This window comes from Streptomyces sp. NPDC049627, from assembly GCF_044465645.1.
In the GTDB taxonomy this organism is placed as follows: Bacteria; Actinomycetota; Actinomycetes; order Streptomycetales; family Streptomycetaceae; genus Streptomyces.
The window spans coordinates 1-14,959 of sequence record NZ_JBITLW010000015.1 but is presented as its reverse complement, the minus strand read 5'-3'; the positions used below and the strand labels follow the sequence as shown (position 1 = coordinate 14,959).

Genomic DNA, 14,959 nt, shown 5'->3' with positions numbered 1-14,959 from the left:
GCTCCGCGACCCGGAATTGCCGGCCGAGCGGGAACATGCAGGCGCTGCGGCAGTGCGTGAACCAGTCGCCGTGGGGCCCCGGGCCGGTGCGTCGATCGGGGGACGCTCGACAGTACTGCGGAGCGGTGGGGAGGCGGGGGAACCGCCAGGTCGCAGTCAGCGTCCATTCCGCCACCAACACAGCTTCGTGTCCGCTGTAGTGGCAGTGGAAGGGCAGACCGGTGCCCCCGGCCTGTCCTTGAGACAGGCAGGTGTTGGTGCTGTGCGTGAAGGCGTCGACAGCATGCTCCACGGCGGTAGGAATGCTGCCGGCCGGGTCTGATGCGGTCACTACCACGTGCCGTCGCCTGCGTGCGTGACGAAGCCGGTCAGACGCACCCTGGGTCTTTGAGGGAATGCCCGCTGCTGGAGATGGCACAGAAGCTGAACCGAACCAGGCTGAGGTCGACCGGGTCACCGGCGGGCGGCGCCGGGACTGTGGCGACGTCCTCCGCGCGCCGCTCGTCCTACCGGGCCCCGGGTCCCTTTCGGCAGGGCGACACCTTGGTCAAGGGACAGTGGAGGGCTCGTTGCCGTCGTCGGTGCGCTCACCGGAATGAGCGGTCGGCTCAGCCGTCGCAACCGGGCTGTTACCTCAGGAGGGAAACCGGCTCAGCTGTAGCACTCCTGCTGGTGTTCGTGTCACTCGCCTTTGTGAACTCGTCCCTGATGTTCGCCGGGCCGCACCCGCTGCGTGCGACTGCCACGGCGCGAGCATCAGGCGACAGGAACCAGGCACGCGCCATGGTGACGTGTCGGTGAACTTCGAAAGCAGACCCGGTGCACGTCCAGGACGAGCTGGGCATGCCCGCTGCGAGCTGCCCCAAGGCCCGTGCCCCTGGCTGAGCGCTGTGAACGACCAGGTCGCCGGAATCGGGCAGATGGTCGTGCCCGGCACGCCGCGCGACTCGCTGCACATCCTGGACGCGCTGCTGAACCTGGACGGCGGGGTGAAGCCGGAGATGGTCGCCACTGACAACGCCTCGTACTCCGACATGGTGTTCGGCCTGTTCAAGATCCTCGGGTCCAACTTCAGCCCACGGTTCCGTGACCTGGCTGACCAGCGGTTCTGGCGGGCGACGATGCCCGGCGTGAAGACGGGGTCGTACGGGCCGCTGGAAGGCATCGCGCGGAACCGGGTGAACCTGAACAGTCGGGGGCCTATCCCGGCGATACCCCGCTGAGGGTCAGGATGGGCGCGGGGGGTGATGTTGGTGATGATCGGGAAAACGGCGAGCGCCAGTGCTTACGCCCTCCAGACGACATCAAGATCAAGGCATGCTGATCACCAGACAGCCTCGGCACATAGCCGTGAGGCAAATGTGAACCCTGCGTTCTGCGAAGACGAGACCTGTCTTCCACCCGAGGCAAGATCGGGAAAGAAGAGGCGTGATGAATTCTTCCCTGCGGAGCTGTCTGCGCGGTCGGTTCCGGCGGGAGCTGTACGCCTTTTCCCCGCAGAGGAGAACCGGGCACGTCCGCGGATGTGTGCTGCGCAAGAGCCGTATCAAAGCAGACCACTGGGGATCTTTGCGTCGCGAAGGGTGATAACAGAGAAGAAGAGCTATGAACGCTGCTACCGGAGTCCTCGACCAGAAGTTGGCCCGCGCCTTCGCCATGCTGGACGCGGACGGTGACGGCAACCTTCGAGAGGAGGACCTCCTGGCTCTCGGCAACCGGCTCGCCGTCGCCTTCGAGCCGCCCGGGGAGGCCGCGAAGATCGCCCGGCTGCGCCGAGGCCTTCACCCAGTTGTGGATGCACGACCTGTCCACCGTGGACGCCGACCACGACGGGCAGCTGGTCCGCGCCGAGTTCATCGCCGGCATGCGCAAGGCCATCGTCAACGACCGCGAGGGCATCCTGCAGCGCCTGAGCGTGATCGTCGGTGCGTGGATGGACATCTGCGACACCGACGGTGACGGCCTCATCAACGAAGCCGAGTTCCAGACCATGTACGGGAAGTCCCTCGGAGCCGGCCCTGCCGATCTCGCGGTCGCCTTCGCCAAGCTCGACAGTGACGGCGACGGCACCCTCAGTCGCGAGGAGATCCGCCGCGCTACCGAGGAATACTGCACCAGCGAAGACCCCCCGATTGGGGGACGTCAGCGTCCCGGTGTAACGGGCGCCAGCCACATGCCGACCACGGCGTCTGCAAGGCCGGTGGCGGCGGCGTCCCAGGACGGGCGCGGGGCGGGGCTGTGCTCGGCGAGAGCACGTTCACGCTCGGCGGCGACGTGGACGATCAGGTGCCGGACCATCTCGCCGCGTTCGGCGCGGACCTCGGCCGGGAGGTCGGGCAGGCACCGGTTCAGGCCGTCGATGATCTGCTGGAGGGACGGGGAGGTGAGGGCCTCCTCGACCATGATCCGGTGCAGCGCCGGATCCGAGACGACCTGCGCGCAGAACCGCGCGTACCAGGTGGGGCTGCCGAGTGCGGCGAGGTGTTCGAGAGCCGGGCGGACCAGGCAGTCCACCCAGCCCCGCACGTCGTCGGGGTCCGTCAGGTCGGCGACCAGGCGGGCGCGGATCTCCTCGATGCGCGTGGCGTGCCGGCGGACGATGGCGCGGACCAGATCGGTCTTGGTGCCGAAGTGGTAGCCGACCGCCGTGTTGTTGCCCTGTCCCGCGGCCTCGCTGACCTGCCGGTTGGACACCGCGTACACGCCGTGTTCGGCGAAGAGCCGCTCGGCCGCGGTCAGGAGCAGCTCCCGGGTCGCGTTGACCTGCTCTTCCCGCAGGGTCCTGCCTGCCATGATCACCACCGCACCGGGACTTCGCGGATCACCGCGGCGGCCAGCCCCTCGAGCCGCCGCGGGTTTGCACACCTACAATCTAAGTCACTTGATTGAAAGAAGTGGGGGCATGCGGACGACGGTGGGGCAGTGCGTCTGGCGCCCGAGAGGCCGACCGACCGCGCTCCCCCTCGGGGATGACCTTGCCCGTGGCGTGTACTGCGATCCGAGTACCGGCGAGTGTCGGCAGACGCACGACGACGCATCGGTCCGTTCCCTGGATGCTGTATCCGGCCCCGCCGCCGTCCCCCCGCCCGGAACCGGAAGAAAACCCCGCCCATGACCATCCGCGTACTCCTCGCCGACGACCAGGCCCTGCTGCGGGCCACCTTCCGGATCCTGATCGACTCCTGCGAGGACATGGAGGTGGTCGGCGAGGCCACCGACGGCGCCGAGGCCGTCGACCTCGCCCGCGCCCACCGCCCCGACCTGGTCCTGATGGACATCCGCATGCCCGGCACCGACGGACTGGCCGCCACATCCGCCCTCTGCGCCGACCCGGACCTCGCGGCCGTGCGCGTGCTGATCCTCACCACGTTCGAGATCGACGAGTACGTCGCGCAGGCACTGCGGGCAGGGGCGAGCGGCTTCCTCGGCAAGGACGTCACCGCGGACGTGCTGCTGGACGGCATCCGGACCGTGGCCGCCGGCGAGTCCTTGCTCTCCCCCACCGCGACCCGCACGCTGATCACCCGGTTCCTGGCCTCCCCCGCCGAGAGCTCGCAGTCGGCCGCGCCCGAGGCCCTGGCCGCTCTCACCGCCCGCGAACGGGAGGTCATGGCCTGGGTGGCCGAGGGCCACTCCAACGAGGAGATCGCCGGGAAGCTCTTCGTCAGCCCGCTGACCGTGCGCACCCACGTGCACCGCGCCATGACCAAGCTGGGCGCCCGCGACCGCGCCCAACTCGTCGTGATGGCCTATCAGTCGGGGCTGGTGCGGGCCGTGCCGCCGCCGGAGGACCACTGACGGCACGTCCGCCGGTCGGCGGAACAGACCACGGCCGCCGTTCAGGGGAAAACCGCGGCAACCGTGCGTGGCGGGGGCCGGGCCCGTCGACAACTGACCCGTGAGCCTGCCGCTGATCCCACCCATGCTCGCCACGACCGGCACCCTGCCGCCCGCCGCCCAGGACGCGCGCTGGGCGTACGAGACCAAGCAGGACGGCCAGCGCGCGGTGGTCTATCTCGAAGGGGACGGCAGCCTCCTGCTGCGGGCCCGTTCCGGCGAGGACATCACGGCCGCCTACCCCGAACTGCGTCCGCTGGGTGACGCGCTGGGCTCCACCGCGGCCGTCCTGGACGGGGAGATCCTGGTGCTGGACGAGCAGGGGCGCGCGAACTTCCAGCTGCTGCAGTCCCGTATGGGTCTGGCGCACGCACCCGCACGGGCCGCGCGGATGGCGGCCCGGACGCCCGTGCACCTGGTGCTGTTCGACGTGATGCACCTGGCGGGCCGCTCCCTCGTCGCACTGCCCTACACCCGGCGCCGCGGGCAGTTGGAGGAGCTGGGCCTCACGGGGCCGTACTGGTCGACACCGGCCGCGGTGGTCGGCCACGGCGCAGAGGCCCTGGAGGCGACCCGCGAGCACGGGCTGGAAGGGCTCGTCTGCAAGCGGCTGGACTCGGTGTACGAACCCGGGGTGCGCTCCCGTGCCTGGATCAAGATCCGCAACATGCACAGCGAGGACGTCATCGTGGGGGGCTGGCTGCCCGGCAAGGGGCGCCTCACGGGCCTGCCGGGCGCGGTGCTGGTCGGTCAGCGTGCGGCCGGACGCCTGAGGTACATCGGCAGTGTGGGCACCGGCTGGAGCGAGGCCGAGCGCATGCAACTGGCCGAGCTGCTGCGGGTGTGCGAGACGGACACCTGCCCCTTCGACCCGGCCCCGCAGGTGCCGGGCGCGCACTGGGTGCGGCCCCGGCTGGTCGGAGAGGTCCGCTACAGCGTCCGCACCCGCTCCGGGCTGCTGCGCCAGCCGTCCTGGCTGCGACTGAGGCTGGACGTCCCGCCGGAGGCGTCGGCGGCCGACCTGCCCGACGACACTGCATGACGCGCCTCGACGAGAACGTATGACGCGGCGTCGGTCCCCACTGTTGCGCTGATCGTTACCAGCGGTACGTCCGTGGCTCTTGGCACGGAAGTGAAAAGCCAGGATGCTGAACTGCCTTTCCCCCCACAGCCGTTGGGCTGCGCCCGAACGAGGAGGAGGACGCAGTGTCGTCACAGACGTCCCGCATGCACCGCAGGCGCTGGATCACCGGTGCGGCCGGTGCCGCCGCGCTCGTCATCGCCTTCCCCAGCACCGCCTTCGCCGCCCCGCCGGCGGCGCTGCCCGCCAACGCCGAGGCGGCCGAGCAGACGTATCAGCCCGCCTACGACTACGACACGGACGGCTGCTACTCCACCCCCGCCATCGGGCCCGACGGAACCGTCAACGGCGGTCTGAAGCCGACCGGTTCGCTCAGCGGCGACTGCCGTGACGCCTCGGACCTCGACAACACCAACGGCTACTCGCGCTCCAAGTGCAACAACGGCTGGTGCGCCTACATGTACGCCCTGTACTTCGAGAAGGACCAGGCGGTGGCGGGCAGCAGCATCGGCGGGCACCGGCACGACTGGGAGCACGTCGTGGTGTGGGTGCAGAACAACGCGGTGCAGTACGTCTCGACGTCCAACCACGGCTCGTTCACCGTCAGCGCCGCGTCCTCGGTGCGCTTCGACGGCACGCACCCGAAGATCGTGTACCACAAGGACGGCATCCGCACGCACTGCTTCCGCCTCGCGGGCTCGAACGACGAGCCGCCGGAGAACCACAAGGGCACCTGGCAGTACCCGCCGCTGGTCGGCTGGAACGGCTACCCGTCGGGCGTGCGCGACAAGCTGGTCGCGTACGACTTCGGCAGCGCCAACTTCGGCCTGAAGGACGCCAACTTCGCGAACCACCTGGCGTCCGCGAAGCCCTCCGGCATCGCGTTCGACCCCAACGCCTGATCCCGCGGGCGGTCGATGTCATTCGGTCTCCGGGCCGGCGTCCCCCTCGACGAGGGCGTCGCCCAGGGCCGTTCGCCGGTACAGGACAAAGTGACCCTGGCGCCCCGACTCCAGCAGGCCCGCCTCCCGCAGGACGGAGAGATGGGCCGACACGGTCGAGGGCGCCAGGCCGTGACGGCGGGCCAGATCCGTCGTGGACGACGCGCTGCCGAGACCCGCGAGGACGGCCGCGCGCTGACGGCCGACCAGCCGGGCGAGCGCCTCCGGCGGCCGTGCCTGCGACGCGGTGTGCAGACGGCCCATGCCGCGGGCCGGGTAGATGACCGTCGGCTGCCACGGCCGGGCGAAGCCGCTCACGACGTCCGGCCACACGAAGACGCTCGGCATCAGCAACACGCCTCTGCCGTCGGGGCGTTGAGCGGCCGCCACATCGGCGTACCTGCGCAGGGTGAGGGTGTGGCCGGCCCAGTCGACGGCCGGGTGCAGGCCGGTGAGCAGCGCGTCGAGGCCGCCGTCCGCCGCCTGCCGCGAGCGGTGCGCGATGTCCTCCTCGAGAACGGCGCGGTGGCGCGGCCAGTCCGGGGCGAGCAGGGCATGCCAGGCCCGTTCGGTGAGGTCGGCCAGGCGCCGGACGGTGGCAGCGGGATCGTCGAGCGCGGCCCGCCCCCCCCCCCCGGGGCGACTCGGCGAGGCCCGGGGTGCAGGCCAGGGAGCGGGTCATCTCCGCGTGGGCCAGCGTGGGGTCGGTGGCGCGCATGCGGGCCGGCTCGTCGTCGAAGGAGGGGTACGGCTCCTGCGGGGGCGCGCCGAGGAAGTCCGGGGTGTACCCGCCGGGCGGCGGGATGAACAGCCACAGCGGTGCCAGGTCGAGTCCGGCGACGGTACGCCGCATGCGGCGCAGCCATCCCCGTGCGCCGATGGGCGCGGGTGTCAGGGACGGGGCGGGCGGCAAGGGCGGGGCGGAAATGGGGCAGTACCGTGCGGACGCGGGGTTGTGACGGTCTATCGTGTCGTCATGTCCGTCCCTGAACTGATCCGTATCGTCTCCCGCGACTCGCCGATGGCGCTCGCCCAAGTGGAGCGTGTCCGCGCCGAGTTGGCGGTCCTGCACCCCGGTGTGCGCACCGAGGTCGTGCCGGTGAAGACGACCGGTGACAAGTGGATGGGCGACCTGTCCAAGGTCGAGGGCAAGGGGGCGTTCACCAAGGAGGTCGACGCCGCTCTGCTGGCGGGCGAGGCCGATCTCGCCGTGCACTGCCTCAAGGACATCCCGGCCGACCGGCCACTGCCCGCGGGGACGACGTTCGCCGCGTTCCTGAAGCGGGACGACATCCGGGACGCCCTCGTCCATCCCGACGGGCTCACGCTGGACGAGCTGCCGGCCGGGACCCGGATCGGGACGTCCTCGGTGCGCCGGGTCGCTCAGCTGGCCGCCACCCACGCGCATCTGGAGTGCGTGCCGTTCCGCGGCAACGCCAACCGGCGGCTGGAGAAGCTCGCCGCCGGTGAGGCGGACGCGCTGCTGCTGGCGGTGTCCGGCCTGGAACGCATCGGCCGCGGTGACGTGATCAGCGAGGTCCTCTCCCCCGAGACGATGATGCCGCCGATCGGCGCGGGCATCCTCGCCCTGCAGGTCCGGGAGGGCGACACCGCGCTCATCGACGCGGTGAGCGGCCTCGGTGACCCGGACACCTATCGGGAGGCCACCGCCGAGCGCATGTTCCTGCACGTCCTTCAGGGACACTGCAACAGCCCGATCGCCGGGTACGCGCGCGTGGACCGCGGCGGCGAGCTGTCCCTGCGGGCCTGCGTGTTCACGCCGGACGGCAAGACGCGGCTCAACGCCCACGAATGGGCGGGCCGACTGGATCCGGCCACCCTCGGCACGTCGGTCGCCGTGGCGCTGCTGCGTCAGGGTGCCCGCGAGATCATCGACGGCATCCCGCACTGAGCCACCTGGCCGTGCGGACGCTCGCGCGTCAGGCGGTGCCCTCTTCGGCCTGGTCCCGCAGGAAGTTGCTCACCTGGCGCGCGAGGCCGTCGCGCAGGGTGACGGCGTGCGGACCGGCGGCGCTCTCCTGCAGGCCGAGGCCGCCGGTCCACAGCCGGCGGTCGGCCCACTCCTCCTCGACGCGCAGCTGGATCTGCACGTCGACCTGGCTCAGGCTCTCCTCCGGGCCGGCGGCGTACAGGACGGCAGTGGCCCGGCGCAGCGGGTAGACGTCGAAGCCCTCGATGAACTGGGAGTTGCGCCAGTCGATGAACGCCGCCTCGCCGTCGCGGCCGATCCGCACGTCGATCTGGCCGTCCTCGAGGTGGATGCCAAGATGCCGTTCGCCGCGGTTCTCGACGGTGACGCGCAGCCGGAAGTACGTCAGCCCCTCGGCGGCGTCGTCCCGTCCGCGCGGCGGCTCGGCGGCTTCCAGGCGGTGGACGCGGACACGCAGACCGGCATGCTCGTCGTACTCGTGCCAGTCCCCGACCACGTTCGGCTCGTACACAATCCACCTCTCGACCCAGAGAGCTGCTTTCTATCTTTGCGCTCAGTGCACCGTCAAATGAGCAGAATGCGCTGTGGCCAGCCCATTCGCCCCCTTGATCACCGATCAAGCCGTGGACAGGAAGAATCCGCTTTCCGGTCCGGCGGCCGTGTTCACCCACGTGCCGCACATCACGTTCCGGACCAAGATCAGCGAGCCGGCCCGCCCGGCGGCGAAGGGACCCCGCCCACTGGCCAACACACTGTTATTCCGCGGTAACACGTAGTCGCATTCACGAATTCTGTTTCGGATGCTGTTTCAGCGGGAATAGACCCATATGTGCTTCGGACAGGAGGCACGTCCGTGGGAGCCGGCCCCATCAAGGCCCCTGGGTGTCCTCCATGAGGTCCGAGTCCGCGCCTCCCACGGTGTCTGTCCAGCCCAGCACCTGCTGAGGAGGTGCGCACCAGATGAGTGCCACCACCACCAGAACGAAGCAGCATCCGCACGACGACGCCCCTGACACCGCCGAAGCGTTCGACCGGCTCGTGGGACTTCCCGAGGGGCCGGAACGCAAGGCGCTCAGGGACGATCTGGTTCGGGCCTGGCTGCCCATGGCCGAGCGGATCGCGGTCCGGTTCAAGGGCCGGGGCGAGTCCCTCGAAGACCTGTACCAGGTGGCCGCCCTGGGACTGGTGAAGGCCGTCGACCACTACGACCCGGCACGCGGCCACGCCTTCGAGGCGTACGCGGTGCCCACCATCACCGGGGAGATCAAGCGGCACTTCCGCGACCACATGTGGACGCTGCACGTTCCGCGCCGCGTCCAGGACCTGCGCAACCGGGTACGCACCTCCGCGAAGGAGCTGTCGCAGCGCACCCCGGGGCGCCCGCCCACCATTCCCGAGATCGCCGAGCACGCGCATCTGAGCGAGAGCGAGGTGCGCACCGGGATGGAGGCACTCGAGTGCTTCTCCGCGCTGTCGCTGGAGGCGGAGATGCCCGGCACGGACGGTTACGCGCTGGGGGACGCGATCGGCGGTCCTGACCCGGCGTACGACGTGGTCGTCGACCGCGTGGCCGTCAAGCCGTGTCTGCAACGGCTTCCGGAGCGCGAGCGGACGATCCTCTACCTGCGCTTCTTCGGCGGGATGACCCAGAGCCGCATCGCCAGTCAGCTCGGCATCTCGCAGATGCATGTCTCCCGGCTGCTCAGCGGCTGCTTCGCCCATCTGCGCGAGGAACTGCTCGCCGAAGCCCGGTGAACCCGAGCCCGGTGAACCCGAAAGGATGAGTCACTCCTGTGCCGATCCCGGAATCTGCGTCGGGCCGTAACGCTCCAGGGCCTCTTCGAGTTCGACGCGGATTTCGGACGGCATCCTTCCGTCCCGACCCCAGATGAGGATCAGTTCCGCGACGTTGCGGAGCTTGATGTTCGTGTGCTGGGAGACGTCCTTCAGCACGGCCCAGCCCTGGTCGGGCGCCACGCGGCCGAGCGCCACGATCATGCCGATCGCCTGGTCCACGACCGCGTGCGAGACCACGGCCTCCTTGAGCTGGTCGACTTCCTCTTCCAGCGCAAGGATCCGGTCGGACTCGTCGGCCGGCTCATGCGGTGTCGCTGCCACGCCTCCATCCTCGTCTCTTTGCCGGTCGTGTGCCAGTGAAGGACGAGACCCGGCGCGGGCCGTTTCGGCGCCCTGCCGGGGGTACTCGACAGGCCCGGGAGCGGATCCGGCTGGACACTGGGAGCAGACCGGTGGCCGCCGGTAGGGCGAGACCAGGACGCGACTGCCATGAACGACGACGCAAGAACTTCCAGGGGCACGGCCGAGGTCGTGTCCACACACTCCGTGTTCGGCGCACCGTGCTGGGTGAGCCTGACCAGCCGCGACCTGGAGGCAACCCAGGACTTCTACTCCGCCGTACTGGGCTGGCGCTGGCGGCCGGCCAAGCTGGGTGACCGCTTCTGGGTGGCGCTGGCGGAGAGCGTGCCGGTGGCCGGGATCGCCGCGGTCGCCTCCATGTGGCAGATGGCGGTGGCCTGGACGCCGTATTTCGCCGTGCCCAGTGCGGACGAGGCCGTGGCACGGGTGCAGGAGCGCGGCGGCACCACGGCCGTCGGGCCGCTCTCCCTGCCGCCGGGGCGGGCGGCGCTGCTGGCCGACCGGGACGGCGCCACGTTCGGCATCTGGGAGGGGGAGCTCATGTCCAACTGGGAGAACTGGCGCCGCGCCGCGCCGACCTTCATCCGCCTCCACACCCGCGACGCCTTCGACGCCGCCATGTTCTACGGCGAGGTCCTCGACTGGGCGTCGGAGCGGCCCGGCTGCTGCGAGGTGCGGTACGAGGCCGGGGAGGTCGTGCTGCGCAGTGGGGGGGATGTCGTGGCGCGCATCGAGTCGGGGGCACTGGAGGCTGCGCCGGACCCGACGATCCGGCCGCACTGGCAGGTGCACTTCGCTGTCGCGGACGTGGCGGAGTGTACGCGGGCGGCGGAGTTGCATGGGGGGAGTGTGTTGTCGAAGGGGAGTGACGAGGCAGTGTTGCGGGATCCTGATGGGGCGCAGTTCACTGTGACCTCGCGTCGCGAGCGGTAGGGGTTTTGTGGGGGTGCGACTACGGGGGTGCCGCTATGGGTGGTTCGTCGGGTGCGGCGCCGTTGGGGCTTGTCGCGCAGTTCCCCGCGCCCCTTTAGGGCGTTGTCCGGGAGGGCCTCGAGAGGAGCCGTAGGCTGCGGCGCTCCACCAGGACGTCGGTGTTTGCCTTGTGTTCCGTCTCGTCCGGGGGGCCCTGCGGGTCGGCCGTGTCGATCAAAGTTGTCCAGCGGTCGCCGTACGTGGCGTCCGGCAGGCGGAACTCCACCGGCTCCCAGTAGCCGTTGAGCAGCAGCAGGAAGGAGTCGTCGACGACGGGCCGGCCGCACCAGTCGGGCTCGGCGATGGCGTCGCCGTTGAGGAAGACGGCGAGGGAGTGGGCGTCGGAGCGGTGCCAGTCGTCGTCGGTCATCTCGCGGCCGTCCGGTTGCAGCCACACCAGGTCGGGCAGCGGCTGGTCGGGGTGAGTCGGTGTTTCGCCCTGGAAGAAACGGCGGCGGCGCAGGACGGGATGGGCGGCGCGCAGAGCGATGACGTAGCGGGTGAAGTCGGCGAGGGCGCGCTGGTCGTCGGTTAGGTGCCAGTCGATCCAGGAGATCTCGTTGTCCTGGCAGTAGGCGTTGTTGTTGCCGCGCTGGGTGCGGCCGAGTTCGTCGCCGTGGCAGAGCATGGGGATGCCCTGCGACAGCAGCAGCGTGACCAGGAAGTTGCGCTGTTGCCGGGCGCGCAGTCGCAGCACGGCCGGGTCGTCGGTCTCGCCCTCCGCGCCGCAGTTCCAGGACCGGTTGTGGCTCTCACCGTCGCGGTTGCCCTCGCCGTTGGCCTCGTTGTGCTTGTCGTTGTACGAGACGAGATCGCGCAGGGTGAAACCGTCGTGCGCGGTGACGAAGTTGACGCTGGCGCGCGGCCGGCGCCGGCTGTGCGCGTACAGGTCGGAGGAGCCGGTCAGCCGGGAGGCGAACTCGCCGAGCGAGCCGGGTTCGCCGCGCCAGAAGTCCCGTACCGCGTCCCGGTACTTGCCGTTCCACTCCGACCACAGCGGCGGGAAGTTGCCGACCTGGTAGCCGCCCTCCCCCACGTCCCACGGCTCGGCGATCAGCTTGACCCTGCTGATCACCGGGTCCTGCTGGATCAGGTCGAAGAACGCCGAGAGCCGGTCCACCTCGTGGAACTGACGGGCCAGCGTGGCCGCGAGGTCGAAGCGGAAGCCGTCGACGTGCATCTCCGTGACCCAGTAGCGCAGTGAGTCCATGATCAGCTGCAGCACGTACGGATGGCGCATCAGCAGGCTGTTGCCCGTGCCGGTGGTGTCGTAGTAGTGCGCCCAGTCACCGTCCACGAGGCGGTAGTAGGAGGCGTTGTCGATGCCGCGGAAGGAGAGGGTCGGGCCGCGCTCGTTGCCCTCGGCGGTGTGGTTGTAGACGACGTCCAGGATCACTTCGAGGCCGGCCGCGTGCAGCGCCTTCACCATCGACTTGAACTCGTCGACCTGCTGACCGCGGGTGCCGTGGGCGGCGTAGGCGTTGTGGGGTGCGAAGAAGCCGATCGTGTTGTAGCCCCAGTAGTTGGACAGACCCCGGTCGAGCAGGACACCGTCCTGGACGTACTGGTGGACCGGCATCAGCTCGACGGCGGTCACCCCGAGGGACGTCAGGTGCTCGACGACCGCGGGGTGCGCGAGCCCGGCGTAGGTGCCGCGCAGGTCGGGCGGGACGTCGGGGTGGGTGCGGGTGAGGCCGCGTACGTGTGCCTCGTAGATGACGGTGTCGGCGTACGGCCGCCGGGGCGGTCGGTCGTCGCCCCAGTCGAAGGACGGATCGGTCACCACGCCGAGCATGGTGTGCCCGGCGCTGTCGGCCGGGGACGGGGCGCCGGGGCTGCGCTCGAAGAGGGAGGCGTGGTTGTCCACCTGGCCGTCCACGGCCCGGCTGTACGGGTCGAGCAGCAGCTTGGCCGGATTGCACCGGTGGCCGAGGTCCGGGGCCCAGGGGCCGTGGACCCGGTAGCCGTAGCGCTGTCCCGGGCCGACGCCGGGCAGATAGCCGTGCCAGACGAAGCCGTCGACCTCGGTGAGCGGGATGGGGGTGTGCTGGTCCTTGTCGTCGACGAGGACCAGCTCGACGCGGTCGGCGACCTCGCTGAACAGGGCGAAGTTCGTGCCCTGTCCGTCGAAGGCGGCGCCCAGCGGATAGGGGTGCCCGCTCCAGGCGGGCACCCCTGTGCGGACGTCTTTGCGGCGCCGTCTCGCCGTCACCGGGCCTCCTCCAGGGCGCCGTCCCGGATGCCCGCCGCGTCGGCGATGGCCGTGACGGGCACCTCGCGGGGCACCTGCAGCGCCTCGCGCAGGCTGGGGGCGGGCGCAGCCGGAACCAGCGGGGCACGTTCGCCGGCGCGGGCGCGCTGCGAGAACCAGATGACCTTGCTGCCGGTCTCGGTGGCGCAGCAGCCCCAGCCGTCGCTCATCGCGGCCAAGTGCTGCAGGCAGGCGCGCAGCTCGTGGTCCGGGCGCAGGGCGCGGTCGTTGTCACCGATGGCGGTGATGAGGTGCTGGCCGTTCCACCACATCTCGATCGATGTGTTCTTGTCCGTCGCGTGCTCGTCGATGGCCCGCAGCAGCATCTCGGTGCCGTGGCGGACGGGCTCGACAAGGGTCTCCAGGTCCCAGTACCTGAGGTGAGCGGCCAGAATTCGGCTGACCTGACCCACCCGTTCGGGGCTCACTTCCACGTCGAGGTGGTAGTAGCAGGGCACTGCGGTCTTCACCGTCGTTACCTCCTCACCGCGAAAGCTCCCGCTCTCCTCGCCCCTGCGGGACGGGTCCCCGAGCACGGAGCGTGAGCGCTGATCGCTTCTGAGTCACTCCAGGGTGAGTGCGGTACGCCGTTCGTGCAACAGGAGACGACACCTGAGGTAGTTGAAGCTCCAACAGGACGCTGCGTCGTCGACCATGCACCATGTGTGAAGACCTCGATGCCCGTAACGGAACCCGTGCGTGTGCGCGCACGGGTTCCGCCCGACGGTCGGGAGACGCGTCATCGAGCAGCCCGGAAGGTGAACGGCGCCATGCTGCTACCGGCCAAAGCCGAAGTCGCCCGGCAACTGCGGCGATACCGGGCCTGGGAACGCGCCATGCTCGCGGCCCCGGCCGACCGTGCGGTGCGCGCCACGTTCGAGGACGCCGGCTACACGCTGTGCGTGCTGATGGGCAAGCGCTGCGCGCGCGAGGCCGCGGACGCGGCCGAGCGGTATCTGCGCATCACCCCGGCGGCCTACCTCCGGGAGCAGGACGAACGGGCATCCGTCCGCGCCACCGCGCGGCAGAGTCCGTCGAGATCACGGCGGTGGCGTTTCCTCGCCGGGAGGTAGCCGCCTTCCGGCACAGCTTGGATCCCCGGCCGGGCCTGGTGCCCGGCCTCGAGCACGGTGGAGGTGAACCATGGGCAGGACCAAGACGAGGACCCGGGCCAGGACCGGGACGATCGGCCGCATCCCGGTACGGGACGTTCAGCCGGCCGTGGAGTGCGGCCGGTATCCGGCGAAGGCGGTCGCCGGAGAGACCTTCGAGGTCACCGCCACCGTGTTCCGTGAGGGCCATGACGCCGTGGCCGCCAATGTCGTGCTGACCGATCCCGACGGCCGCCCGGGCCCGTGGACGCCGATGCACGAACTGGCCCCGGGGACCGACCGCTGGGGCGCCAAGGTGACGCCGCCCTCGGTGGGCCGCTGGACGTTCCATGTGGAGGCCTGGAGCGATCCGGTGGCCACCTGGCGCCACACCGCTCGGATCAAGGTCGCGGCCGGGATCGACATCGGGCTGGTCCTGGAGGAGGGCTGCGAGCTGTACGAGCGTGCGGCCGCCGCGGTGCCCGACGAGGCCGGGCGGGCTACCGTGCTCGCCGCAGCGGAGGCGCTGCGGGACGACTCACTCCCGCCCGAGTCGCGGCTTGCGGCGGCCTTCGCTGCGAACGTGGATGCGGTGTTGGGGCGGTATCCGCTGCGGGACCTGGTCACCGCGTCGGATCCGCTGCCGCTGCTGGTGGAACGGGAGCGGGCCCTGTTCGG

General features: G+C 70.4%; 13 protein-coding genes and 4 pseudogenes. 11 read left to right on the top strand and 6 right to left on the bottom strand.

Annotation, left to right across the window (positions count from 1 at the left end; all coding sequences use genetic code 11):
- Nucleotides 1-23: 23 nt before the first annotated feature.
- The 3 pseudogenes from ACIBU0_RS34775 to ACIBU0_RS34765 form a co-directional block, all read left to right on the top strand.
- Nucleotides 24-197, top strand: a pseudogene (locus tag ACIBU0_RS34775) (transposase); the annotation flags it as partial.
- Nucleotides 198-878: 681 nt separating this feature from the next.
- Nucleotides 879-1,187 (top strand): annotated as a pseudogene (locus ACIBU0_RS34770) (Tn3 family transposase); the annotation flags it as partial.
- A gap of 608 nt (nt 1,188-1,795) precedes the next feature.
- Nucleotides 1,796-2,092, top strand: a pseudogene (locus tag ACIBU0_RS34765) (EF-hand domain-containing protein); the annotation flags it as partial.
- Between the two features lie 50 nt (nt 2,093-2,142).
- On the opposite strand, the gene ACIBU0_RS34760 reads toward ACIBU0_RS34765, so the two are convergent.
- Nucleotides 2,143-2,793, bottom strand: coding sequence for a TetR/AcrR family transcriptional regulator (locus tag ACIBU0_RS34760; protein ID WP_398826695.1), 651 nt, complete (start codon nt 2,791-2,793; stop codon nt 2,143-2,145).
- Between the two features lie 318 nt (nt 2,794-3,111).
- Between ACIBU0_RS34760 and ACIBU0_RS34755 the strand changes: the two genes are divergently transcribed.
- The 3 genes from ACIBU0_RS34755 to ACIBU0_RS34745 all read left to right on the top strand — a co-directional run bounded on the left by ACIBU0_RS34755 (nt 3,112) and on the right by ACIBU0_RS34745 (nt 5,820).
- Nucleotides 3,112-3,798 carry a response regulator gene (locus ACIBU0_RS34755; protein ID WP_398826693.1) on the top strand — a complete coding sequence of 229 codons (687 nt, stop codon included), beginning with the start codon at nt 3,112-3,114 and terminating at the stop codon, nt 3,796-3,798.
- A 100-nt stretch (nt 3,799-3,898) separates the two neighbouring features.
- Nucleotides 3,899-4,879: a non-homologous end-joining DNA ligase gene (gene ligD, locus ACIBU0_RS34750; RefSeq protein ID WP_398826691.1), complete on the top strand. Its 981-nt coding sequence runs from the start codon at nt 3,899-3,901 to the stop codon at nt 4,877-4,879.
- A gap of 164 nt (nt 4,880-5,043) precedes the next feature.
- Complete coding sequence (locus tag ACIBU0_RS34745) at nt 5,044-5,820, top strand: NPP1 family protein (protein WP_398826689.1); 777 nt, start codon at nt 5,044-5,046, stop codon at nt 5,818-5,820.
- Nucleotides 5,821-5,838: 18 nt separating this feature from the next.
- Here ACIBU0_RS34745 and ACIBU0_RS34740 read toward each other — a convergent pair.
- Nucleotides 5,839-6,787 (bottom strand): annotated as a pseudogene (locus tag ACIBU0_RS34740) (DUF5937 family protein).
- Nucleotides 6,788-6,835: 48 nt separating this feature from the next.
- On the opposite strand from ACIBU0_RS34740, the gene hemC reads away from it, so the two are divergent.
- Nucleotides 6,836-7,771 (top strand): hydroxymethylbilane synthase, encoded by a 936-nt coding sequence (gene hemC / locus ACIBU0_RS34735; protein ID WP_398826688.1) that lies wholly within the window; start codon nt 6,836-6,838, stop codon nt 7,769-7,771.
- Nucleotides 7,772-7,799: 28 nt separating this feature from the next.
- Here hemC and ACIBU0_RS34730 read toward each other — a convergent pair whose 3' ends face one another.
- Entirely contained in the window at nt 7,800-8,321 is a 522-nt protein-coding gene (locus tag ACIBU0_RS34730; protein WP_398826686.1) for a hypothetical protein, read from the bottom strand.
- 449 nt (nt 8,322-8,770) lie between these two features.
- On the opposite strand from ACIBU0_RS34730, the gene ACIBU0_RS34725 reads away from it, so the two are divergent.
- Complete coding sequence (locus ACIBU0_RS34725) at nt 8,771-9,565, top strand: RNA polymerase sigma factor SigF (protein ID WP_398826684.1); 795 nt, start codon at nt 8,771-8,773, stop codon at nt 9,563-9,565.
- Between the two features lie 30 nt (nt 9,566-9,595).
- On the opposite strand, the gene ACIBU0_RS34720 is transcribed toward ACIBU0_RS34725, so the two are convergent.
- Nucleotides 9,596-9,928, bottom strand: a complete 333-nt coding sequence (locus ACIBU0_RS34720) for an ANTAR domain-containing protein (RefSeq protein WP_398826682.1) — start codon at nt 9,926-9,928, stop codon at nt 9,596-9,598.
- 168 nt (nt 9,929-10,096) lie between these two features.
- On the opposite strand from ACIBU0_RS34720, the gene ACIBU0_RS34715 reads away from it, so the two are divergent.
- Nucleotides 10,097-10,900, top strand: coding sequence for a VOC family protein (locus tag ACIBU0_RS34715; protein ID WP_398826681.1), 804 nt, complete (start codon nt 10,097-10,099; stop codon nt 10,898-10,900).
- Between the two features lie 94 nt (nt 10,901-10,994).
- Here the strand turns inward: ACIBU0_RS34715 and glgX are convergent, their stop codons facing one another.
- Both glgX and ACIBU0_RS34705 read right to left on the bottom strand, forming a co-directional pair.
- Complete coding sequence (gene glgX, locus ACIBU0_RS34710; RefSeq protein WP_398827101.1) at nt 10,995-13,112, bottom strand: glycogen debranching protein GlgX; 2,118 nt, start codon at nt 13,110-13,112, stop codon at nt 10,995-10,997.
- A gap of 35 nt (nt 13,113-13,147) precedes the next feature.
- Nucleotides 13,148-13,660: a pep a2 gene (locus ACIBU0_RS34705; RefSeq protein ID WP_398826679.1), complete on the bottom strand. Its 513-nt coding sequence runs from the start codon at nt 13,658-13,660 to the stop codon at nt 13,148-13,150.
- A gap of 300 nt (nt 13,661-13,960) precedes the next feature.
- Between ACIBU0_RS34705 and ACIBU0_RS34700 the strand changes: the two genes are divergently transcribed.
- Both ACIBU0_RS34700 and ACIBU0_RS34695 read left to right on the top strand, forming a co-directional pair.
- Nucleotides 13,961-14,263 carry a DUF5133 domain-containing protein gene (locus ACIBU0_RS34700; RefSeq protein ID WP_398826677.1) on the top strand — a complete coding sequence of 101 codons (303 nt, stop codon included), beginning with the start codon at nt 13,961-13,963 and terminating at the stop codon, nt 14,261-14,263.
- Nucleotides 14,264-14,333: 70 nt separating this feature from the next.
- On the top strand, nt 14,334-14,959 hold a 626-nt coding region (locus tag ACIBU0_RS34695), incomplete at its 3' end, for a maltotransferase domain-containing protein (RefSeq protein WP_398826675.1).

What these genes read in the sequence shown, in the direction of transcription:
- ACIBU0_RS34715 (WP_398826681.1), top strand. Translation starts at nt 10,097, where the DNA reads ATGAACGACGACGCAAGAACTTCCAGGGGCACGGCCGAGGTCGTGTCC.
- ACIBU0_RS34700 (WP_398826677.1), top strand. Translation starts at nt 13,961, where the DNA reads ATGCTGCTACCGGCCAAAGCCGAAGTCGCCCGGCAACTGCGGCGATAC.
- ACIBU0_RS34760 (WP_398826695.1), bottom strand. Translation starts at nt 2,793, where the DNA reads ATGGCAGGCAGGACCCTGCGGGAAGAGCAGGTCAACGCGACCCGGGAG.
- ACIBU0_RS34725 (WP_398826684.1), top strand. Translation starts at nt 8,771, where the DNA reads ATGAGTGCCACCACCACCAGAACGAAGCAGCATCCGCACGACGACGCC.
- ACIBU0_RS34755 (WP_398826693.1), top strand. Translation starts at nt 3,112, where the DNA reads ATGACCATCCGCGTACTCCTCGCCGACGACCAGGCCCTGCTGCGGGCC.
- hemC (WP_398826688.1), top strand. Translation starts at nt 6,836, where the DNA reads ATGTCCGTCCCTGAACTGATCCGTATCGTCTCCCGCGACTCGCCGATG.